This is a genomic window from Halomicrobium zhouii (assembly GCF_900114435.1).
GTDB classification, from domain to species: domain Archaea; phylum Halobacteriota; class Halobacteria; order Halobacteriales; family Haloarculaceae; genus Halomicrobium; species Halomicrobium zhouii.
Genome location: NZ_FOZK01000001.1, coordinates 1183009 through 1205244, shown reverse-complemented (window position 1 = coordinate 1205244; position 22236 = coordinate 1183009). Strand labels below are relative to the sequence as shown.

14 protein-coding genes are annotated in these 22236 nt (G+C 67.3%); 7 read left to right on the top strand and 7 right to left on the bottom strand.

Features of this window, described 5'->3' with window-relative positions:
* Nucleotides 1–14 precede the first annotated feature (14 nt).
* Entirely contained in the window at nt 15–1667 is a 1653-nt protein-coding gene (locus BM337_RS05530) for a CRTAC1 family protein (RefSeq protein WP_245778613.1), read from the bottom strand.
* Between the two features lies 1 nt (nt 1668).
* A complete protein-coding gene (locus BM337_RS05525) occupies nt 1669–2970 on the bottom strand; it encodes a DUF7405 family protein (RefSeq protein WP_089814696.1) in 1302 nt (433 codons plus the stop codon).
* A gap of 247 nt (nt 2971–3217) precedes the next feature.
* Here BM337_RS05525 and BM337_RS05520 point away from each other — a divergent pair, with 247 nt between their 5' ends.
* Nucleotides 3218–4555, top strand: a complete 1338-nt coding sequence (locus BM337_RS05520) for an ABC transporter substrate-binding protein (protein ID WP_089814694.1) — start codon at nt 3218–3220, stop codon at nt 4553–4555.
* A 158-nt stretch (nt 4556–4713) separates the two neighbouring features.
* Here the strand turns inward: BM337_RS05520 and BM337_RS05515 are convergent, their stop codons facing one another.
* Together BM337_RS05515 and BM337_RS05510 are read right to left on the bottom strand one after the other, a co-directional pair.
* Nucleotides 4714–5829 (bottom strand): oligopeptide/dipeptide ABC transporter ATP-binding protein, encoded by a 1116-nt coding sequence (locus BM337_RS05515; protein ID WP_089814692.1) that lies wholly within the window; start codon nt 5827–5829, stop codon nt 4714–4716.
* Nucleotides 5829–6905: an ABC transporter ATP-binding protein gene (locus tag BM337_RS05510; RefSeq protein ID WP_089814690.1), complete on the bottom strand. Its 1077-nt coding sequence runs from the start codon at nt 6903–6905 to the stop codon at nt 5829–5831. Before BM337_RS05510 ends, BM337_RS05515 begins: the two co-directional genes overlap by 1 nt.
* A gap of 459 nt (nt 6906–7364) precedes the next feature.
* On the opposite strand from BM337_RS05510, the gene BM337_RS05505 reads away from it, so the two are divergent.
* The gene (locus BM337_RS05505) at nt 7365–9596 is read left to right on the top strand and encodes a beta-glucosidase family protein (protein WP_177227189.1); all 2232 of its coding nucleotides are present in this window, start codon (nt 7365–7367) and stop codon (nt 9594–9596) included.
* A gap of 42 nt (nt 9597–9638) precedes the next feature.
* Here the strand turns inward: BM337_RS05505 and BM337_RS05500 are convergent, their stop codons facing one another.
* Nucleotides 9639–10211, bottom strand: a complete 573-nt coding sequence (locus tag BM337_RS05500; protein ID WP_089814688.1) for a HalX domain-containing protein — start codon at nt 10209–10211, stop codon at nt 9639–9641.
* A 214-nt stretch (nt 10212–10425) separates the two neighbouring features.
* On the opposite strand from BM337_RS05500, the gene BM337_RS05495 reads away from it, so the two are divergent.
* From BM337_RS05495 to BM337_RS05485, 3 genes are all read left to right on the top strand, one after another.
* The gene (locus BM337_RS05495) at nt 10426–10866 is read left to right on the top strand and encodes a DUF8009 family protein (RefSeq protein WP_089814686.1); all 441 of its coding nucleotides are present in this window, start codon (nt 10426–10428) and stop codon (nt 10864–10866) included.
* A 211-nt stretch (nt 10867–11077) separates the two neighbouring features.
* Entirely contained in the window at nt 11078–11326 is a 249-nt protein-coding gene (locus BM337_RS05490) for a DUF8028 family protein (protein WP_089814684.1), read from the top strand.
* A gap of 96 nt (nt 11327–11422) precedes the next feature.
* Nucleotides 11423–12046 (top strand): ribonuclease H family protein, encoded by a 624-nt coding sequence (locus BM337_RS05485; RefSeq protein ID WP_089814682.1) that lies wholly within the window; start codon nt 11423–11425, stop codon nt 12044–12046.
* A gap of 33 nt (nt 12047–12079) precedes the next feature.
* Here BM337_RS05485 and BM337_RS05480 read toward each other — a convergent pair whose 3' ends face one another.
* Entirely contained in the window at nt 12080–14332 is a 2253-nt protein-coding gene (locus BM337_RS05480; protein ID WP_089814680.1) for an NADP-dependent malic enzyme, read from the bottom strand.
* 134 nt (nt 14333–14466) lie between these two features.
* Here BM337_RS05480 and BM337_RS05475 point away from each other — a divergent pair, with 134 nt between their 5' ends.
* Both BM337_RS05475 and BM337_RS05470 read left to right on the top strand, forming a co-directional pair.
* Nucleotides 14467–15273: a COX15/CtaA family protein gene (locus tag BM337_RS05475; protein ID WP_089814678.1), complete on the top strand. Its 807-nt coding sequence runs from the start codon at nt 14467–14469 to the stop codon at nt 15271–15273.
* 349 nt (nt 15274–15622) lie between these two features.
* Complete coding sequence (locus BM337_RS05470; protein WP_089814676.1) at nt 15623–20629, top strand: right-handed parallel beta-helix repeat-containing protein; 5007 nt, start codon at nt 15623–15625, stop codon at nt 20627–20629.
* A gap of 63 nt (nt 20630–20692) precedes the next feature.
* Here the strand turns inward: BM337_RS05470 and BM337_RS05465 are convergent, their stop codons facing one another.
* Nucleotides 20693–22204, bottom strand: coding sequence for a replication factor C large subunit (locus tag BM337_RS05465; RefSeq protein ID WP_089814674.1), 1512 nt, complete (start codon nt 22202–22204; stop codon nt 20693–20695).
* Nucleotides 22205–22236 lie beyond the last annotated feature (32 nt).

Below are 22236 nucleotides of genomic sequence, written 5' to 3'. Positions count from 1 at the left end.
GGGACCCTATGGGCTTAATCCCCACCGCCGTCGAACGTCGTGACCGTCTCCAGGCCGTCCCTGGTAATCCGCAGTCGCTGGTTCGCGGCGACGTCCTCGAAGCGCTGCTCGGTGCCGTCTGGCCAGGTGACCGTGATATGGACGCTCTCGGCCGATCCGAGGCCGACGTGGCTGACGCGGCTGTCCTGCGAGAGGTAGTCCGTTCGCCCGTTCTGGACGACGGTCGTCGTGTCGCCCTCGGCGTCCACCTCGACGGTCGCCCCGAGGGCGAGTTCGCCCTCGTCGCCGACGGCGCGGAACTGGACGCTGTTGGACTCGTCGACCGTGTTCTCGTAGACGACGTAGGGCTGGTCGTAGTTGGCCGTCACGACGTCCTGGTCGCCGTCGCGGTCGTAGTCGAGCGTCACCATCCCGCGGCCGTCGTGCTTGTCGAAGCCGCGGTCGGAGGCGTCGAGCGAGGTGTAGCCGCTCCCGTTGTTCTGCCACACCATCGGATAGGGGTAGTGGGGGTCCTCCTGGTCGATCGTGACGACGTTCTGGGTCGTGTGGATCAGGTCGGGCCGGCCGTCGTTGTTGAAGTCGGAGAGGCTCGCCGCCCACCCCCAGCCGCCCTGCCGGACGCCGAACTCGTCGGCCTGGTCCGCAAACTCACCGTCGCCCTGGTTGACCAGCAGCGTGTTCCCCTTCGTCCGGCCCGAGTGGATGACGTACGAGAGGAAGTACTCGACGCGCTCGTAACGCTCGTGGCCCATCGTCTGGGGCGAGATGGGGAGGTAGATGTTCGTGACGAAGACGTCCTGGCGGCCGTCACCGGTCACGTCGGCGACTTCCGAGGCCATCCCGTTCCGTTCGGTCGACCCACGCAGGTTGCGCTTCTCGAACGTGCCGTCGCCCTGGTTGACGTACAGCACGTCGCTGTTGTAGTCGTTGGCGACGTGGACGTCGGGGTGGCCGTCGCCGGTGAGGTCCGTGAAACTCGCCGCGAGGCTCCAGCGGTCGCCGTCGATACCGGCGTCGTCGACGCGCTCGAACTCACCGTCCACGTTCTCGTAGAGGACGTTGGGGTTGCCGTTGTCGTCCTGGACGGTCCCGTTGGGCGTGAAGTAGCCGGCTGGCTTGCCCACGCGCCAGTTGCCCGCCTGGTAGAGGAAGAGATCGCGGTCGCCGTCACCGTCGTAGTCGGCGGCCGCTGCGCCGAGCGGGTAGGTCACGTTGCCGAGGCCGACGTCGACGCGCTCGAAGGAGCCCTCGTCGTTGTGGAGCGTGACGACCGAGCCGTTGGTCGGGAGCAGGAGAATGTCCTCCCAGCCGTCGCTGTCGTAGTCGACGACCGCGGCGCTCTTGAACGTGCGATTCAGGGGCGGGAGCGCGTCGCTCTCCTCGTACGTCCCGCCGTCGTTCCGGAACAGCGCCGGCCGCTCGTCGCCGATGGCGAGCAGGTCGGTCCAGCCGTCGTCGTCGAAGTCAGTCGCGTAGATGCCGGCGTTCCCGTTGCCGAAGCCGCTGTCGATGGAGTCCGAGTACGACAGCCCGCTCTCCGCGGTGGCGTTGCGGAACTGTATCTCGGGTGGCGATTCGCCGAGCGCCGAGCAGCCGGCCGTGACAGCCAGGACCGCGACGCAGCAGGTGACGAGCGCGATTCGCGCCCGCTGTGTGTTCTGAGTCACGTTAGATAGTCGGGAGTGCCCGCTGGTCTCGCGGCGGGACGACGTAACTGCCGCGTGCTCTCGTCTCGAGGTAGTCGACGATGCCGTGGTCGTCGTCGGCGACGTCGACGTCGTACTCGTCGACGTTCATCGCCGTGCGCGTCTCGACGAACGCGTCCATCGTGGCCTGGATGGAGTGGAAGTTGAAGCCGACGCCCTCTGCCACGTCCGTGGCCACGCCCTCCGTCCGGCGGAGGATCTGTGGCCGGAAATCCTCGTCGCGTGCACGCGCGACTTTCTGAGAGTGACCGAGGCGCCCGTGTTCTTCGGCGATTTCCTCGACGTTCTCCGTGTCATCTTTCGTTATCTCGCTGGTGGACCCGAGCCGATCACCGACCGGCCCGATGTCGGCCGGGTCCTGCGTCGGTGAGAACATCTCGGCGAAGCGTTCGTCGTCGTCCTGTTCGTACCACCGGTCCAGGTCAATGTGCAGGCGGGAGGCCGCAAGTATGGTCCCACCCGCCATCGGTCCGTCGTCGATGGTGACCGCCGCCTCCGAGGGCTGCGTGTCGCGGAACCCCGAGCGAAACCCCATCGAAAGCGGCGCAGACGGCGGTATCGAGTCGTTGTCGACCTCGTCGGCGACGTTCCCACGTCCGACGACGCCGGCCCGGCGCTCGCGTCGTTCGAAGATTCCCTCGAAGGTCCCCTCGACGGCCTGGCCGTTGATCCGGTCGCGTTCGCCGAACAGCGCCTCCTCGCAGCCCAGCAGGATCGAGCCGTAGTCGCTGTTGAGTACGAGGTAGGCGTCGTATGGGTCGGCCATCGAGGGGTCCTCGCCGACGGCCTTGAGGACGTCTTCCGGCGGTGTGAGCCCGTCGACGCTCGCGTCCATCCGGTCGAAATATCGCGGTGAGTAGCCGAGTAGCGTCAGGAGCCCCTCGTTGAGCGACGCCGACGTCGCGCCACCGGTCCCCCACTGGTGTGCTCGCTCCAGGGACTGTAACGCGGCCTCGACCTCGCTCCGTTCTTCGTCGGTCGGCGGCACCGATCCCACGTACTCGAGGCCGAGGACGACCTGATGTTGCGGAATCGCCGTGTTCCCGTGGGCGTCCGTGACCAGGTACTCGTTCCAGTTGTGCTGGCCGTCGGGTAGCGACGCGGGGTCCGAGCCGGTCGGAAACTGGGACTCCCGGTCCGACTTCTCGGACACCAGCGGCGCTTCCCGACCGAGACAGGCAGACAGCGCCGCCGACCCACCGATCGCCACCGCAGACGCGACGAAGTCTCGTCGAGAGATGCCGCGAGAATCACCCGGAGGCATTGCCACCCATTCCCAATCACCGCTCAAGTATCTTTCGCGTCGGCCGCTGGACGTCCGAAGGCGGCCGGATCGGCCGGCAACCAGTCCTGGATACCGCTACGATCTGGGGACGACGTTCGCCCTCGCTGCGGGGCCCGGTTCACCGGTGACTTGCGACCCGATCTGGATACCACTCACGAGCCCGGTGGCTGCCAATTTGTGACCGGGTACCCAAAGGAATATATGGTATAATTATCCAATCAAGCCCATGGAACGGGAGGAGCGCCACGCGACAGGTGGGACGACGTCTCGACGGCGGCTGCTCGAGACGATCGCGGCAGGGAGCGCCGCCGGACTCGGTGGGCTGGCCGGCTGTATCTCCGACGGGAGCGGCGGCACGCCGACGCCGGATTCGGCACCGACGTTCCTGCTGTCGACGGTACAGTCCGGACCGTACTCGCGTCTCGGTGACAAGGAGCTGAACGGATTCGAACTGGCGGTCAAGCACATCAACGAGGGTGGCGGACTCGTCGAGGCCGGCGCGTTCGAGGAGTTGACCGGTGACGGTCTCCTCGGGTACGAGGTGGAGACGACGACCGTCGACAACGAGGGGAGCGGCGAGACGGCGCGGTCGAACGTCCTCCCCCACGTGACCGAAAACGAAGTGACCATGATCTGTGGCGGCGCCAGGGCGAGCACCGCCAGGGCCCACCGCGATATCGCGATCGAACACGAGGTGCCCTTCATGGCTGGGACGTGTCTACTCGACGCGCTCAGCGGGGAAGAGTGCGCCGCGACGATGTACCGGGAGATGTACTCCTCGCGTGCACTCGTGCGCGCCCTCGGACCGACGCTCGCCACCAGGGTGGGCGAACGGGCCACCTACGTCCAGCTGTACGCCGATTCCCCGGAGGGGAAGGACCTGCGGAACGCGGTCGACCGGTACTTCGCCGACTCGGGGACGCCCCGCTGGGAACCCCGAGGGAACGAGGCCATCCAGCCCGGCTCGACGGGGTACGAGGACGACCTCGCCCAGATCACACGCGGCCGACCGGACGCCCTGTTCCTGAACCTGTTCGGGATCGACGCCATCAACGCGCTGACGGCCGCTCAGGACGCCGTCCCCGAGGAGACACAGGTCGTCGTCCCCTTCATCGACGACTCGCTGGGCTACGTCGTCGGCTCCGAGGTCGCCGACATCCTCGGAACGATGCCGTGGGAAGCCGGCCTCGACGGCGAGTACGCCAAGGCGTACGATTCGGCGTACGTGAGCAACTACGGGACGATCGCCGGCGGCGACGCCGCGACCGGGTCCGGGACGGCACACGTTACCTACACCCAGACCCTCCAGTTCGCCGCCGCGGCAGCGCGCGCGGAGTCGTTCGATCCCGGCGCCATCCAGTCGGCGCTGGAAGGCTACGAATACGACGCCGGCGGCGGAGACCAGCGCCTCCAGGCGTGTAACCACCAGGCCAGCCGTGCCGTCCCGGTCGTTCGCGGCAGGTCGAGTCAGGACTCCGGCGGGAACTACTTCGAGCTACTCGACCACCGCGATGGCGTCGTGCCGACCTGCGAAGAGGAGCCCGCCACGTCCTGCTCGCTGTAGCTCCGGTCGACTTTTTCGACGATCTGACGCCCCGCGAGCGACGGCGACCGGCCCCGCCAGTGGAGACGCGAGACCGCTACCGATGTGTCACCGGGCGACGGGACGCAGAGCTGACTGGATCGAGTGCAGAACGGTATCGCAAAAGGCGTCGGGGACGACTAGTCCGAGAAGCCGGACTCCTCGCCCACGTCGGTGTTCGTCCCGGTGTCTGCGAGGTTGCCGTCGCTCAGTTCGGGACTGTTCCAGTACGAGTGGTCCTCGTCCTCGCGGAAGCAGGCGACGCGCTGTTCGCCAGCCTGGTAGTCCGGCGGCGTCTCCTCCTGACAGACCTCGCGGGCCTCCGGACACCGCGTGTGGAACCGGCAGCCACTCGGCGGGTTGACCGGGTCCGGGATGTCGATCTTCCGCATCGGCGGGTCGCCGGTCTCCCTGAGCGAGAGGTCCGGCGTCGCCCAGCGCAACACGTTGGTGTAGGGGTGACGCGGGTCGCCGATCATGTCCTCGGCCGGACCGATCTCCGCGAGTTCGCCCAGGTACATGACGCCGATCTTTCCGCCGGCGTGGGCGGTGAAGTACCGGGCGTTCGAGAGGTCGTGTGAGATGAACACGAACGAGGTGTTGAACTCGTTCTGGAGTTCGTGCATCAGGTCCATCATCTCGACGCGCAGGGAGACGTCCAGCGCGCTGATGGCCTCGTCGGCCAGGATGACGTCCGGGTTCATCAACAGTGCGCGGCTCAGCGCGACGCGCTGTTTCTCGCCGCCAGAGAGCTGGTGGGGGTAGCGTTCGGCGAAGTCGGCCGCCGGGTTCATCCCGACGCGTTCGAGCAGCGCGTAGATCCGCTCGCGCTTCTCGCTGCGGCTGAGTTCCGCGTTGACCTGGTTGAGCGGCTCGGAGAGGATAGAGAGGATACGCCGGTTGGGGTTGAGCGAGGCACCCGGGTCCTGGTGGATGATCTGCAGCGACGTGCGGATATCCTTCCAGGTGATGTCGGCGTCCGATTTCCCGTCGCGGACCTCCCAGATGTCGTGGCCGCGGAACTTGACGCTCCCACCGGTCGGCCGCTGGAGGCCGATTGCGGTCTTGCCGAGCGTCGTCTTGCCACAGCCGGACTCGCCGACCAGGGAGAGGACGTCGCGTTCCTCGAGCGTGAGGTTGACGCCGTCGACGGCACGAACCGTCTTCGTCTCGCCACCGAAGTCGAGCAGGCCGGGTTTGTCCTCGAAGTGGACCTCGACGTTCTCGAGTTCCAGCAGCGGTGGTTCGCTACTCATCAGTCGTCACCTCCGCTGGCCGCGCGGTCACCAAGCGAGTCCGCGTAGTTCAGCGAAATCTGGTCGATCGCCTCTTCCCAGTGATAGCAGGCGACCTCGTGGTCCTCGCCGGCGTCGAAGAACTCCGGTACCGTCGACCGACACTGTTCGTCGGCGAGCGGACACCGCGGGTGGAACGCACAGCCCGTCGGGACGTTGATCGGCGCTGGCTGGTCACCCTCGATGGCCTCCATCTCGTCCAGCGGCGCGTCGAGGTTCGGCGTCGAGTTGAGCAGTTTGCGCGTGTACGGGTGGGCGGCGTGTTCGATCAGCTCGCGAGTGGGGCCGACCTCGACCAGCTTGAAGGCGTACATGATGGCCATCCGGTCGGCCAGCGCGGCGACCAGCGGCAGGTCGTGCGTGATGAACACCATCGTGAGGTCGTACTTCTCCTGAAGGTCCTCGAGCAGACGGAGGATCGACCGCTGCATCAGCAGGTCGAGCGCGGCGGTCGGCTCGTCCATCACGAGCATCTCGGGTTCGAGCACCAGACTGAGCGCGATGAGGGCGCGCTGTTGCATCCCGCCCGAGAGCTCGTGGGCGTAGGACTCGAGGATACGTTCGGGTTCGAGGTAGAGGTCCTCGAGCAGTTCGTGGGCCAGGGCCATCCCCTCCTCGACGTTCGCGTCGTGGGCCTTCAGCGTCTCCACGAAGTGGTCGCCGACCTTCATCGTCGGGTTGAACGAACTCATCGCGCCCTGGAAGACCATCGAGACGTGCTCCCAGCGCAGGCTCCGGATCCCTTCCTTGTCGAGGTCGAGGATCTCTATCGGTTCGTCGTCCGGCGGGTTGTACCGGATCCCGCCAGTGAGGAGACCGGGGTCGGGGATGGCGTCGAGCATCGACGAAGCGAGCATCGACTTGCCCGAACCGCTCTCGCCGATGATACCGACGATTTCGCCGCGGCCGATGTCCAGCGAGACGTCGTCGAGTACGTAGGATTCGCCTTCGTCGTAGGTCACCGAGGCGCCACGCATCTGGATGATTGGATCCTCGACTCCGCGCTCGGAGCGAGGGTTGCTATTCTGCGTCGCCATTAGACTCCCACCATGAGTTGAGTGTCATCATCTTCTTGTGTAGTCGTTTCGGACTCGCCGGAGAGTCGAGTCCGAACTCGGGGGGTACATGCGCGGTTGCGTCCCCGGGTGCGTGTGAGCGTATCGACGCCGAGAAACGCGATGGCCCGGTCGACCAGACCGGCAGATCCGAGCGGCAGACACGGAATCGCCCCGAGCGCGATTCCATCGGCTGCCAATGTTGCAAGAACGGCCCGCGCAGTCCGTTCGAGACAGAATCTCACACCCGATTACTTTCGCTTCATAGCTATAGTAATTGTGGTTTATCCCACCAGGCGCGGGGAAACGCCCGTCGGACTAATGGCCATCCGGCGACGTGGTTGCGTCGCCGGAGACGCCTGTGAACGGCCGTCTCCGTGGCGGACGCTCGGTTCCGGATTTGCAAACTTATTTAACGGGATGGCGGGACGGTTGTGAACGATGCAGACCAACGGTGACGACCACCTCTATCAGCGGCCCGACGCCGCCGTCGACCGCCGCGTCGAGGACCTCCTCGACCGGATGACTGTCCAGGAGAAGGCCGGACAGCTGGTCGGTACGTGGGGCGGCAAGATGGGCGAGTTCAACAGTCTCGACGACGTGAAAGACGCGGTTACCGAGCACACGCTCGGGGCGGTAGCGACGTTCGGATGGGGCGGGTCCATCGGGACGGAGCCCGGCGAAATCGTCGACACCGTCAACGAGATACAACAGCTGGCACGCGAGGAGACCCGCCTGGGGATCCCCGTGCTGTTCAACGTCGACGCCGTCCACGGGCACGCGTACGTGGCCGGGTCGGCCATCTTCCCGAACGGGCTGGGGACCGGGGCGACCTGGGATCCAGACCTGGCCGAGAGAGCGGCCGATATCTGTGCGACCGAGGTCCGTGCGACGGGGGCCCACCAGAACTACTCGCCCACCTGCGACGTGGGCCGGGAACCCCGGTGGGGTCGCGTCTTCGAGACCTTCGGCGAGAGCCCGCGGCTGGTCGGCGAGATGGCCGCCGCGAAAGTCCGGGGGTACCAGGGCGAGGGGATCGAGGGCGAGGAGAACGTCGTCGCGACGGCGAAGCACTTCCCGGCCTACAGCGGGCCGGAGCGTGGTGAGGACGCCGCGCCGGCCGAGATATCAGAATACCGGCTCTGGAACACGTTCCTCCGGCCGTTCGAGTCGGTCGTCGACGAGGGCGTGACCTCCGTGATGCCGTCGTACAACTCGACCAACGGCGAGCCGATGCACGGCTCCCACCGGTTCCTCACGGACCTCCTGCGGGGCGAACTCGGCTTCGACGGCCACACCGTCTCTGACTGGGGCGGCGTCCGGCACCTCCACGAGGACCACCGCGTCACCGAGGACTGGCGCGAATCGGTCTACCGCTCGCGGGAGGCCGGCCTGACCGTCGCCTCTGTCGGGACGACCGGGCACGTCGACCACCTCGTCGACCTGGTCGCAGCCGGCGACCTCGACGAATCCACCCTCGACGGGAAGGTCCGCCGCGTCCTCGCGCTGAAGTTCCGCATGGGCCTGTTCGAGGACCCCTTCGTCGACAGGGACGAGGCACTCCAGACCGTCGGGCACGAGGACCACCGCGAGGTGGCCCGCGAGGCGGCACGGAGTTCGATGACGCTCCTGAAGAACGACGACCTGCTCCCCCTCGACGGCACCGAGGACGTCTTCGTCGCCGGACCCAACGCCGACGACAAAGTCAGCCAGGTCGGCGGCTGGAGCGTCGACACCGAGGAACACGTCGCCGGCGACAGCCTGCTCGACGCCATCGAACACCACGCGGACGGCGCCGTCAGCTACGAGCAGGGCGCGACGGTCAACGAGGCACGCGACGTCGAGGCCGCGGCGGCGAAGGCTGCCGAGGCAGACGTCGCCGTCGTCGCGCTCGGCGAAGGCTGGTACATCCACGAGTTCGGTCCCCAGGACCAGGCCGGCGTGGAGACGGGCGAGTGGCCCCACCGGTCGAACCTCCGCCTGGCCGACGCCCAGCGCGAACTGGTCCAGGCGATCCACGAGACCGGCACGCCCACCGTCGGCGTCCTGATCACCGGTCGGCCGCTGATCGTCGACTGGATGGCCGAGCACGTCCCGGCGATTCTCATGGCGTACTACCCGGGTTCCGAGGGCGGCCACGCCATCGCCGAGACCCTCTTCGGGGACAACGAACCGTCCGGTCGCCTGCCGGTCACGATGCCGTCCGACGAGGGCGACCTCCCCCAGCACCACGACTACCAGCGCCAGCCGCGTCCCATCGGCGACGACGAGCATCCCGACACGTACGACCCGCTCTATCCCTTCGGTCACGGACTGAGCTACACCGAGTTCGAGTACGGCGACCTCGACGTGCTGTCCCGGGAGATCGGTCCCGGCGAGGCCGTCGAACTCGAAGTGACGCTCTCGAACGTCGGCGACCGGCTCGGCACCGAGATCGTCCAGGTCTACGGCTCCCAGCGCTCGCCACAGCTAGTGCGACCCAGCAGTGAGTTGCTCGCCTTCGAGCGCGTCTCGCTCGACGCCGGCGAGACGCGGACGGTCGAACTGTCAATCCCGGCCGCGGAGATGGGCTACTATCGACCGGGCCGGGGCCACGTCCTCGAACGCGACACCTACGAGCTAACCGTCGCCGACGAGACTGTCAGCGTTGCCGTGGACGGGACGTACCTCTAGGCGGCCACCAGACAGGGTCGCTGAACCGGCATCCGAGAAACGTCAGTTTCCGCCGGGGAGTTCGTAGAAGAGCCCCTCGAAGGACGTCACCTGGGCAGCAGTCTCGTCGACCCGGTTACGGAACTCGTCGACGCGAGTCGTTATCTCGGCGTAGGCCTCGCTCTCCGCCAGTTCCGCTCGGCTCTTCTGGGCGTCGAGGGTCGCCTTCTTCGAGACGAGAGCGAAGTACTCCTGCATCTGTTCGTCGTACGTATCGCGCGTGAGCATGTCCGCGACCGATTCGGTCAGCGCCTCGCGGGTGACGGGCTTGATCAGGTAGTCGTCGAACGGCATCTCGACGATGTCGAACCCGGGGTCGACGGCAGTCACCATGACGATTCGACAGTCGAAGCCGCGTTCGTCCAGCACCTCGAGCACCTCGTCGCCCGACTGGCCTGGCATCTGTCTATCGAGGAAGACGACGTCCACGTCGTCGGTGGCGAGTTCGAGGGCCTGGTTCCCGTCGTAGGCGACCTGTACGTCGTGGTCTGGCTCGAGCCAGTTCGCATAGAGGTCGGCGACGGCGCGCTCGTCGTCGACGACGAGCACCCGTCCGGACCGGTTCGTTGTTGTCATCGCCCAAACACGTCCCTCCGTGGTGTTAGCGTCCCCCGAATCATACGCCTCAGTCGTTGATCGATATCGACCATAAAACCACCCCGTCGATTATCACCTGTGGATCCATATCAGAAGTCGGTCACCACACGACTCGTGTACGCCAGTACCGTGGGCGACGGACGTTTCCGAGAGCCATCCGAACCTCGATTCGGGAGGAGGCGACGGCACCACGATGACACGATCGAAGGACCCGACCGTGGTCGACACCGTCGTCGTCACGGCGGCGGATCTCGTCACCGCGCTCGAGGCGACCCGGCGGACCGGGAACGCGGACACGGTGCTCCGGATGACGCCGCCGTTCAGCGGCCGGATGCGAGCGCGACTCCACGTCCGTCAGGGACACGAGCCCGAGGACCCGGCACCCGTTGTGCTTCCGGCGGAGGCGTTCGTGAACGACCGCTGTCCAGCGCCGCCCGACCCTGACGGCGTCGAGGACGTCCTTCGCGCCGATCCGACCGAAGCGTACAGCGTCGAGCGCCATCGGCAACGCTATCGGGTCGCGCTCCAGCAGTGGCGGTCGTCGGTCCCAGAGTACGTGCGCGCGGAAATCCAGTTACCAGGCACGGACGAGACGATTACCATCTCTCTACTCGGGACCGTCCCGGAGGAGTGAGACGGCGCCGAAACCGGGCGTCGCCGGGCCGTGATCGAACGTCCAGAAATCGCGAGACGGGCTGAGCGTGGGAAATGAAAAATATCGACCGATGTGAGTCGGTGGTGAAACGTGCTAGTCAACGTTTGCCACGTTGAAACGGTGTGAAACGACCCGAACGCTCGGCCGGTTATATGGGGTCGGCACTGCTGGCATCTGGTGGGTGTCCCCGATGTCTAACTCCTCCGCAAACGACCTTCGCACCGCCCTCCAGGACGCAGGAACGGTCGTCCGGCCCGGCGAGAACGTCCTTTCCCCAGTACGGATCCTCTCGTTCTGGGTCGCCGTCGCGCTCCCGTTCCTCTACCTCCCGCTGTTGGCGAGCGGCCTCGACAGTAGCTCCGTCACCATCGCGTTCCTCGCCCTCCTCGCGGCGAACGCCGTAACGCTCTTCGTCGGCCACCCCCACCGCCGGGATTAACACTCGCTCGACGGTGGAGACGGTCGACTTTCCACCCCAGTGCCAAACGTTATCACTGGCAGTATATTTATCAGCCTGCACCGTGAAACGTATTTCATGGCCGCTTACGGCCGGCCGTCACTGAGAGACCTGTTCGACGAGTCACCGACGCCCCACATCGCGCATCCGCCGCGCACACACCACCGCGACTTCTACATCGCGACCGACGGATCCTACACGGACGCGAGCGGTGGGCTCGGTGCCGTCATCGAAACGCGAGACGGCGAGCGCGTCGCTCGGCTCTCCCTCCCGGACAACGCGCCGGACAACAACGTCGCGGAGTATCGGGCGTTACACCTGGGCCTCGACGTACTCGCGTCCCGTGCGCCAGCCAGCGCCAGCGTCGGACTCCTCATCGACCACGACGACCTGGCTGCGAACGTCAACGCCGCGACGCTCGCGGCCGACGACCCCGCGTCGGTATCCCACCACGAGGTCTCGGTCCCCGTCGCGACGGGACTCCACTGGCGCGGCATCCGCGCCCGGATCAACGGCTTCGAGGAGATCCGGGCCGCGCGCATCCCCAGCGACGTCAATCCGGCCCACGCACTGGCCAACGCGCCCGACCAGTACGCCCACGTCAACGACGAACCCGCTCGCTGCGTCCTGCCCGAGTCTCCGGGCGTCGACGAGCGCGTCCCGCCGCCGTCACGGGCCAACCGGGGCGGAGCGAGCGACTGAGCCCAGTCTAGACACTTCCTAAGGTCGGGGAGGTCACTCGTTCTGTGCGTCCACCACGGCGACGCCCGCCAGGTTGACGATATCTTTGACCTCGTCGCCGCGCTGGAGCACGTGGACGGGTTCGTCCATCCCGACGAGCATCGGCCCGATGGCCTCGGCGCCCCCCAGCCGCTGGAGGAGTTTGTAGGCGATGTTGCCGGCCTCCAGGTTGGGAAAGACGAGGACGTTCGCCGGCCCGTCCAGTTCGGAGAACTCGTAGGTGTCTGCGAGGATATCCTCGACGACGGCTGTATCCGCTTGCATCTCGCCGTCGACCTGGAAGTCGACGGCGGGGTCGTTCCGAAGCCGCTCTGCGGCGCGACGCGGTTTCCGTGAGCCCGGGCTATCGACGCTGCCGAAGTCGGAGTACGACAGCATCGCCGCACGCGGTTCGACGTTGAACCGGCGGGCCAGGTCGGCGGTGTGGCGGGTGATCTCGGCCAGGACGTCCGCGTCGGGGTCGGTGTTGACGGTCGCGTCGGCGCAGAAGACGACGCGGTTCTTGAACGTCAGCATGTAGACGCCGGCGGCGTAGTCGGCCTCCGGCGCGGTGCCGACGACCTGCAGCGGTGCGCGCAGCGCCGACGGGTAGTGGTTGGTCAGGCCGGTCAGCATCGCGTCGGCGTCGCCCCGCTCGACCATCACGCTGGCGAGGTAGTTACCGTCCTCGACGAGGTTGCCGGCCTCGTGGCGCGTGACGCCCTTGCGTTTCCGGAGTTCGTACAATCGGTCGGCGTAGGCCGCCAGGTCGCTCTCTTCTGGGTCGACGATATCGGGATCGAAGTCGAGGCCGAGCGTCTCGACGATGGCGGTGATCCGGTCACGGTCGCCGACGAGGACGGGCTCGGCGATGCCCTGGTCGACGAGCTGGGCGGCGGCACGGATCATCTTCTCGTCGTCGCCCTCGGCCAGCACCACGCGCTTGGGGTCGTTCTTGGCCTTGTTGAGGACGACACGCATCATCTCGCGGGACTTCCCGAGGCGAGCCTCCAGTTCCTCGACGTACGTGTCCTGATCGACGTCGGTGCGGGCCACGCCAGTCTCCATGGCGGCCTCGGCGACGGCGGGCGTCACTTCGAACAGTACGCGGGAGTCCAGTGGCTTCGGAATGATGTAGTCGGGGCCGAACTGGAGGTGGTCGTCGCCGTACGCTTTGACGACGGCGTCGGGGACGTCCTCGCGGGCCAGGTCGGCGAGGGCCTCGGCGGCGGCGACCTTCATCTCCTCGTTGATGTCGGTGGCCCTGACGTCGAGCGCGCCGCGGAAGATGAACGGGAATCCCAGCACGTTGTTGACCTGGTTCGGGTAGTCCGAGCGCCCCGTCGCCATGATGACGGTGTCGTCGCGAGCGGCCTTCGCCTCCTCGTATCCGATTTCCGGGTCGGGGTTCGCCATCGCGAACAGGATGGGCGTGTCGGCCATCGACCGGACCATCTCCTGGTCGACGATGCCGCCGACCGCGAGACCGACGAACACGTCGGCGCCGTCCATCGCGTCGGCCAGCGTCCCGCCTTCGCCCGACGTTGCGAAGGGTTCGACGTACTCGTGGAGGCCCTCTTCCTCGACGCGGGCCTCGGTGATGATCCCGCCCTCGTCGGCCATGGTGACGTTCTCGGGGTCGACGCCGAGGGAGACGTAGAACCGGGCCGAGGCCAGCGCCGCGGCGCCCGCGCCCGCGAAGGTAACCTCGATGTCAGCGAGTTCCTTGCCGGCGATGTCCACCGCGTTGAGCAGCGCCGCGCCGGAGATGATCGCGGTGCCGTGCTGGTCGTCGTGGAAGACGGGGATATCCATCTGCTCGCTCAGGCGCCGTTCGATCTCGAAACACTCCGGGGCGGCGACGTCCTCGACGTTGATCCCGCCGAACGTGGGTTCCATCGGCCGGACGGTGTTCACCATCTCGTCGGCGCCGTCGACGTCCAGTTCCACGTCGAAGACGTCGATGTCGGCGAAGCGTTTGAACAGGACGCCCTTGCCCTCCATGACGGGCTTGCTTGCCGCTGGACCGATGTCTCCCAGCCCCAGCGTCGCGGAACCGTCCGAGACGACGGCGACGAGGTTCCCCCGGGCCGTGTAGGTGAAGACGTCGTCGGGGTTCTCGTCGATGGCCCGGCAGGGCGCGGCGACCCCCGGAGAGTACGCCAGCGAGAGGTCCCGCTGGGTGCTCGTCGGCTTCGTCGTCGAGATGGCGATCTTGCCGGGCGGGTCGCTGCTGTGGTAGTCGAGGGCGTCCTCGTCGAGTCCCATGGGTCAACGCCAGCAGGAACGAGTATAAAGCTCGCGTTGGGCCCAAATGTGACGGGAGGCGAGCGAACACGCCCCGTTTCAGTAACCGGGATCGAAGAGGGGGACCTATATACCTCAGGACCCAAGCCGGCGCCATGGATCGCCGGTTTCGGAACCTCCTGTTCGGGTCGACTGCGGCGACGCTCGTCCTGATGCTGGTCGGGCTCTACACCGCCTTCGTGGGGGCGGGACTGACCTGCGAACGCCGCTGGCCGTTCTGTGACGGCTGGCTCGGCCTGTTTCCGGCCAACTGGACGAGCTTCGTCGAGTGGTCCCACCGCCTGCTGGCGATGCTCGTCGGATTCGCGCTGCTGGCGACGCTGTACCTGGTCTGGCGCGAACAGGACGACCGCCGCGTGAAGTGGGCCGTCACCGCCGCCGTCGCACTGTTGCCGTCCCAGATCATCCTCGGCGCGCTCACCGTCACGGAGTTCACCGCGGTCATCACCGCCGCCCACTTCGTCACCGCGTCGCTGATCATCCTGTGTCTGACTGCCGCGTGTGCCTGGGCCGTCGAGACGCCCTCGGTCGAGACGCTACGGACACTGGTGATCGCCGCGATCGCACTCGTCCCGCTCCACCTCGTCCTCGACGGCTCCCTCGTCGTGATGCCCCTCTGGGCGCTCGTCGGCTTCTACGCCGTCTCGTTCCTGCTCTCGTGCGGGCTCGCAGCGGGGGCGCTGTGGGCACACGCGCACGGCCTCGGTCGGACCCGGTCGCTTCTGGCCGTCGGGAGCACCGTCACGTGGCTCGATATGCTCGTCGCGCGCCGAAAGTTCGGCCTCGACCAGGCGCTGACGGACGTCGGCGCGATCGTCGTCCTGCTGGCGCTCCTCGCGGTGGTCTGGACGCTCTCGAAGCACTCGACGGTCGGCGGTCTCTCCGGCGTTCGAGCGGACTGAAACGAGCAATTGGGAGGTCGCGAACGGTGACACGTCTGAGAGTTGACCTGCGACGGCCGACGTCGCACAGGCCACGGAACGATTTCGGACGCAGACGTCGAATAGTCGGTGCCTCCCTGGCCCAGCGGCGCCACCCCGTTTCCAGATACTCGCCACTGACGAACGTCACGCGGGACCGAATTTGACACCTCCTACGGCACGGAATCACTGCCGACGCCCGGAAGGGACCGCGACGGCCGTCTGAACGGGGAGAGGGCCCCGGTTTGCCCGACGTTACTGCGGGCAACCGGACCCAACTCCGGGAAACGATAGGCGCTGTTTAAGCGCGTCTTGTCGGTAGTCGCCTGGCATGGAACCGCGTGACGACGGAGCGACCGAGCCGCCAACACACGCCCACCGGGTCGCACGCAGGTGGCCAGTCGTCGCCGTGACGCTGGCGTTAGTCCTCAGCGTCGCGGCCCCGATGGCGATAGGGGGAGCGGGGGCCGCGACGACGGAGAGCGGGGCGGACGCACCGCCGGCGAACGTCGAGCACGGCCCCCTCCAGCAGACCGACGCGCCGGCGGCGGACGAGCAGTGGACCACGCCACCGGCGCAGGTCGGCCAGACGGGTGCGAACGAGACCGACAACGACTCGGTCGACGGGGAGACGCGCGAGGCCGCCGAGGCCGGTGTCGACGAGGCCATCGCGGCGCTCCAGCGACAGGGCGTCTCGGTGAACCAGTCCCAGCGCGCCGCCGCGGTGAACGGAACCGTCGACGCGGTGGCCCAGTACCAGAACGCCTCCGTCGAGCAGGTCCAGAACGCCTCCTACGGCGCGGTCACCGGGACCTTCCTCCAGAGCCAGAACGTCAGTGTCGAGCAAGTCCAGAACGCGACGGCCGGCGGGGCGGGCGGCGCGCTCTCCCAGTCCCAGAACGCGAGCGCGACCCAGCTCCAGCACGCCGCGTTCGGGGCGACCCACGGCGCCGTCGCCCAGCAGCAGAACGCGACGGTCGAACAGGTCCAGATAGTCGCCCAGGGCGCGGCGGCGGGCGCGGCCCACGAAGCGGGCAAGCGCGACGAGAACGAGTCGCGGGAGAAAGCTCACCCCGGCGCCATCCGTGAAGCGGCCCAGGGCGCCGCGTTCGGCGCGCTGACCCAGACGCAGAACGTCTCCGTCGAGCAGCGCCAGTCCGCGGCGGTCGGCGCCGCGGAGGGAGCGCTCAGCCAGAACCAGTCCGTCGCGGTCGAGCAGCGTCAGACCGCGTCGGTCAAGCAGATACAGGTCGCCGCGATGGGGGCCGCCGAGGGTGCGCTGTCAGTCACCCAGGAACAGAATGTCAGCGTCGAGCAGGTGCAGGCCGCCGCACGAGGGGCCTGCAAGGGCGCGCTCGAACAGAGCCAGTCGGTGTCGGTCACCCAGATCCAGTCGGCCGCCTACGGCGCGGCGAAGGGAGCGATCAGCCAGTCCCAGACGGCGAGCGTCACCCAGATCCAGGCGGCTGCGACCGGCGCGGCGAAGGGCGTGCTCGTCCAGTCCCAGTCAGTCAGCATCACCCAGATACAGTACGCCGCAACCGGCGCGGCGAAGGGCGCCGCCGGCTCGGCCGCCCAGCGCCAGGTCGTGAACGTCGAACAGATCCAGGCCGCGGCGGCGGGCGCCGGCCAGGGCACAGTCATCCAGATACAGGAGATCAACGTCGTCCAGATCCAGATCATCAGCGAGAGCGCCGCCGGCGGAGCACTGTCACAACACCAGACGGCGAACGTCGTCCAGATCCAGTCGGCCGCACGCGGGGCCTCCGAGGGGTCGCTCGCGCTGACCCAGCGCCAGGAAGTCACCGTCGAGCAGACGCAGATCATCACCCGCGACGCCGCCGCCGACACCGCGGCGACCGCCGCGCAGCTGAACGTCGACGTGGACGTGACGATATACAACTACGCGAAAGGGTCGGCCCAGGACCCCGACGACGGTGACGGGGCCGACGGCGACGAGCAACTCCGGAGCCTCTTCGCCTCGGCGGAGGGCGAGACCATCTTCCTCGCGAACCCCAACGACGTCGCCGTGACGGTGACGATAACGAGCCAGGACGGCGACCTGGAGACGGTGACGCTGGCACCCGGCGAGTCGACGAACCTCCAGCGCGACCGGGGAACCTACACCCTCACCGCCGAGACCGCCGACGGCCAGGACGTGGAACTCGCGGGCCGGGCGGAACTGACCGTCTCGGTCGGGGACGCGCTGCAGTCCCTGACCGCGAGCGTCGAGAACGGGAGCCTTTCGGTCGCGAACCCGAACGACGAGCGCGTCACCGTCAAGGTCACCGGCGACGAGGAGACGTCGTTCCAGGTGCCCGCCGACTGGGACCTGACCCGAGCGTTCGGACCCGGGAATTACACGGCGACGGCCGAGATCACCGATGGCACGGCCGTCCAGATAAACGGACAGGACGCCTTCGAGTTCAGTATCGAGTCCGCGGAGCCCCCCGGCACCCCAGACACGCCCGATACGCCAGAACCGGACGAGCCCATCGATCTGACCGTCTCGGTGAGCGGGCAGAACGTCACTGTCGAGAATCCGAGCGAGACCAACGTCACGGTCACCGCGACGAACGAGTCGGAGGGCGAGCGAACCCTGAACGTCAGCGCCGGTGCGAACGTCACCGAGCAGTTCCAGCCCGGAAACTACACGCTGACGGGTGAGAGCGACGACGAGCGCGAAGTGCTCCTCGAGAACGAGTCGGCCCTGGACATTCAGGTCGCGGAACCCGACGAGGGCGTCGACAGCCTGAACGTCACCGTCGAAGGTGAGAACGTCACCGTCGACAACCCGAACGACGTGGCCGTGACGGTCACCGCGAACGCGACGGACGCGAACGCGAGCGACGCGGCGAACCAGACCGTCGACGTCGGTCCCGAGTCGAACGTCACGGCGGCGTTCGAGCCCGGAAACTACACGCTGACCGCGGTGGCCGACGACGGCACGACCGTCCCGGTGAACAGCGAGACGGAACACGTGATCACCGTCGAGGGTGCGGAACCACCCGAGGACGGCGAGCGAACCATCGACTCCTGCACCGTCGTCGACGAGGCCGGCCAGTACGAACTGGCGGGGGACGTCGAGGGCGACACCGACGGCGTCTGTCTCAGGATCGAAGCCAGCGACGTGGTGATAGATGGGAACGACAGCGCCCTCGTCGGCGCCGGCGGGGAGAACAGTACCGGAATCCAGACCTACGATCCCGACGGAAACGACGTCGAGAACGTCACGGTCCGGAACCTCGAGGTCCGGAACTGGAACGACGGCGTCGCAATCGGTAACTTCAGCGACGACGTGCCGGCACAGGCCCGGCTGGAGAACGTCACGATAACCGAGAACGACGGCAACGGTGCGTTCCTCGTCAGCGCCAGCGGATCCGCGTTCGAGAACCTCTCGGCCACCCGAAACGGCGCTGGTATCCGCCTCTGGGAGACGGAGAACGTGACGGCCGAGCGAATCAACGTCTCCGCGAACGACGGGTACGGGCTCCACCTCTGGGACCTGGTCCAGGATAGCGAGTTCAGCCAGGTGAACGCGAGCGGGAACGGACAGGAGGGCGTCTTCGTCGGCGTCGGCGCGTCGGGCAACACGCTCTCCGGACTCGTCGTCGCCGACAACGGCCAGAACGGGATCCACTTCTCGGACAGCGCCGAGAACGTCGTGCGCGACTCGCTGGTCGCGGACAACGACGGGGCCGGGATCAGCTCGAACTTCATCAGTACCCAGACGCTCGACAACGTCACCGTCCGGAATCACACCGACGCCGAACTCAACCCGCGTGACACCGGCTTCGCGCCCGGACCGTTCACGGCCACCGACCTGCGACTGGACCCCGTCGGCTCGCTGGCCTTCGACGAGGAGGCCGTGACGCTCGACGTCGTCGACGGCGACGAACTCCCGGCGCTCCCCGAGAACGCGACGGCGCTCCAGGACGGCCTGAACGTCACCGAACTCGAGAACAGCACCGACGCGACGCTCGCGTACCAGCGTGCAGACCCCGACGCCGAGGTCGAACTGTGGCGCCACGACGGGAGTGAGTGGACCCAGGTGGAGACGTTCGACGCCGGCGACGCCAACGGAAGCGTCGAGACCACCCTGACAGAGGACGGTGTGTACGTCCTGGCACAGTCCGAGGAGGCACCGGCCTCGTTCACTGTCTCTGACCTGGCCCCCGCCGAAGCGAACGTCAGCCAGGGCGAGTCGATCACCGTCTCCGCGACGGTCGCGAACGACGGCGGCGAGTCCGCCGTACAGACCGTGGAACTCCGAATCGACGGGACGACAGTGGCCGACCAGGAACTCGAACTCGACGCCGGTAACTCGTCGAACGTCACCTTCGCGGACGTCGATACGAGCGGCCTCGCACCCGGCGAGTACGAACACGGCGTGTTCACGCCAGCGGACAACGCGACGGGGACGCTCACGGTCGAAGCCGAGGCCGAACCGGGCGTGGAGTATCTCAACTGCACCACTGCACAGGTCGCCGGGAGCTACGACCGACTCGGCGTCACGCTCGGCTACTACGCCGAGGACGGGAACGCGACGAACGAGTACAGCTGGACGCCCATCGACGTCCCGACCGATCGACCGGTCGACGGCCAGACGCTCGTCACTATCGGCGAGCAGAACGAGACGGCGGTGACCGACGACGGAACGCTGGTGATCCAGGTCGCGGATCCCGGCGCGTTCGGTGAGCCAAACCGGAGTTTCGTCGCGAACGTGAACAGCGCTGCGAGTCCGACCGGCCAGGAGGACCTCTCGGCCGCACAGCCCAACGCCGAACAGTGCCGCGAGGACGTCAGGCCCGAACTGCCGACGCTCGCCAGCGAACCGGTCGAGGTCGTCGACAACGAGACGGCGGTGGTCAACTTCAGCTACGACAACCCCAACGACGCGCCGATGGAACCGGCCGAGAGCCAGTTCACCAGCGGTGACGTCGCCGGCGAACCGCCCGCGGTGCTCGAAACCGGCGAGAACTTCGTCGTCGTCGAGTGGACGCCCGAGTCCACCGACGAGTCGGTCACCTGGACGCTGAACCTCTCGAACTTCGACCTCTTGAACGTCTCGTCGGCCGGCCCGACCGCCGCCGACGTGCCGGGCCTGCTCGAACCGCGCGCGGAAACCGAGACGCCGACGGAGACCGAATCGCCGACGCCGACGGAGACACCCTCACCGACGGCGACGGACACACCTTCACCGACGCCGACGGACACGCCCACCCCGGAAGACACGCCGACGCCGGAAGCGACCGAGACGCCCACGGAGACCGACACGCCGACCGAGGAACCGGCGACCCCGGCGGACTCGCCCACGCCCGAGAACGAGACGGCGTAGGCACTCCGTCACCAGCGGGGCATCCCGCTGCAGCAACGACCCGCGGTGACGCGACCGCGCGCGTTACATGAAATCGGAGAGCCCGGACTGGCTCTCGTCCTCTTCGGCGTCCTGCGAATCGATCGAATCGTCGCTGTCTTCGTCTTCTGCCGTCTCGGCGTCCTCCGCACCGTCGTCGAGGGCCGCCTGTTCGACGTCTTCGTCGTCGGCGTCGCTCTCGTCCGCGTCGTCTCCGGCACCGTCGACGTCTGTCTGGCCGGCCATCGCCCCCTCGAAGGCGCCGTCGGAGTGTTCGACCGCCTGCGCTTCTTTCAGTTCTTCGGCGTCCTCGACGATGGACTGGACCTTGTTGGTGTCCTTCCCGCTGCCGGTGACGAAGGAGACGTGGGAGGCGTCCATGTCGTACTGGGCCGCCATCGCGACGGTGAGTTCCCGGTTCTTGCAGTGGTGGGTCATTGTCGCGAGGAACGGCATCACGTCGCGGCGGGCGGTGCGCATCGAGACGCCGTTGACCGCGGCGATCTGCTGGGCGATGTGGTCGCGTGTGTTGCGGGTGCCCTTCGAGCGACCGAGCTTGGACCAGTAGCTCGGCGGGCCGTAGCGCGTCCAGCCGCTCTTCTTCCCGTCGCGCGAGGCCGCGACGCCCGCGGTCATGTTGTCGCCCGCGTACTTCCAGAACGTGTAGTTCTGCGTGGCGCGGACGCGGCCGAGCCAGCGGTCTGCGTTGGCGAGGAAACCGTAGGCCTTCGCGAGTTCGGCGCCCTCGTAATCTTTGGGCATGTTGTCCTCGATCCAGTTGATGAGGTCGTCCGGCGTCTCGTCGACGTCGTAGGAGGACTTCAGCGCCTCCTCCGCGCCGGCGGTCTTGATGACCTCGTCGAGGTAGTCGAAGATGCCCTCGCTCTTGTCGCGCTCGCTGGTGACGACGTCGTCGGCCGCGAGGTGGTCCTTCCCGTCGGCCAGCGCCTGGAGGTCCTTGACGGCGCCCCGGAGGTCGCCGTCGTTCATCTCGGCGATCTGTGTCAGCGCGTCGTCGTCGAAGGTGACGTCCTCCTGGCGGAGGATGTCGCGGAGCACGGGGACGATGGAGCGTTTCCCCACGTCGCGGAACTCGATGTCCTCACAGGCGTTGCGGAGCCCGTTGCCCATGTCGTAGAACTCGTTGGCGATGAGGATCATCGGCTGGCCGGCCTCTTTCACGAGCGAGGTGACCGCCCGCGACCCGCCGCGGTCGGCGTTGCCGTGGATGTTGTCCGCCTCGTCCATAATGACGAGACGGCGACCTGCGCCGCCCTCGGTGAGCGTGCCGCTCTTTGCGGCCTCGCCGGCGACCCGCTCGATGACGTCCTTCGTCCGCGAGTCGCTGGCGTTGAGTTCGATGGTCGGCCACCCCATGTCGTTGGCCAGCGCGTGGGCGGCAGAGGTCTTCCCGATGCCCGGCGCGCCGTGGACGATGACGGCTTTGCGGTGGTTCTCCCACGAGTCGGCCCACTCCTTCAGTTTGTCCCGGGCCTTGTCGTTGCCGCGAACCTCGGCGAGGGTGCTCGGACGATACTTCTCCGTCCAGTCGGTCATTACAGGGAGCAGGCGGCAGGCGCGTTTATTGG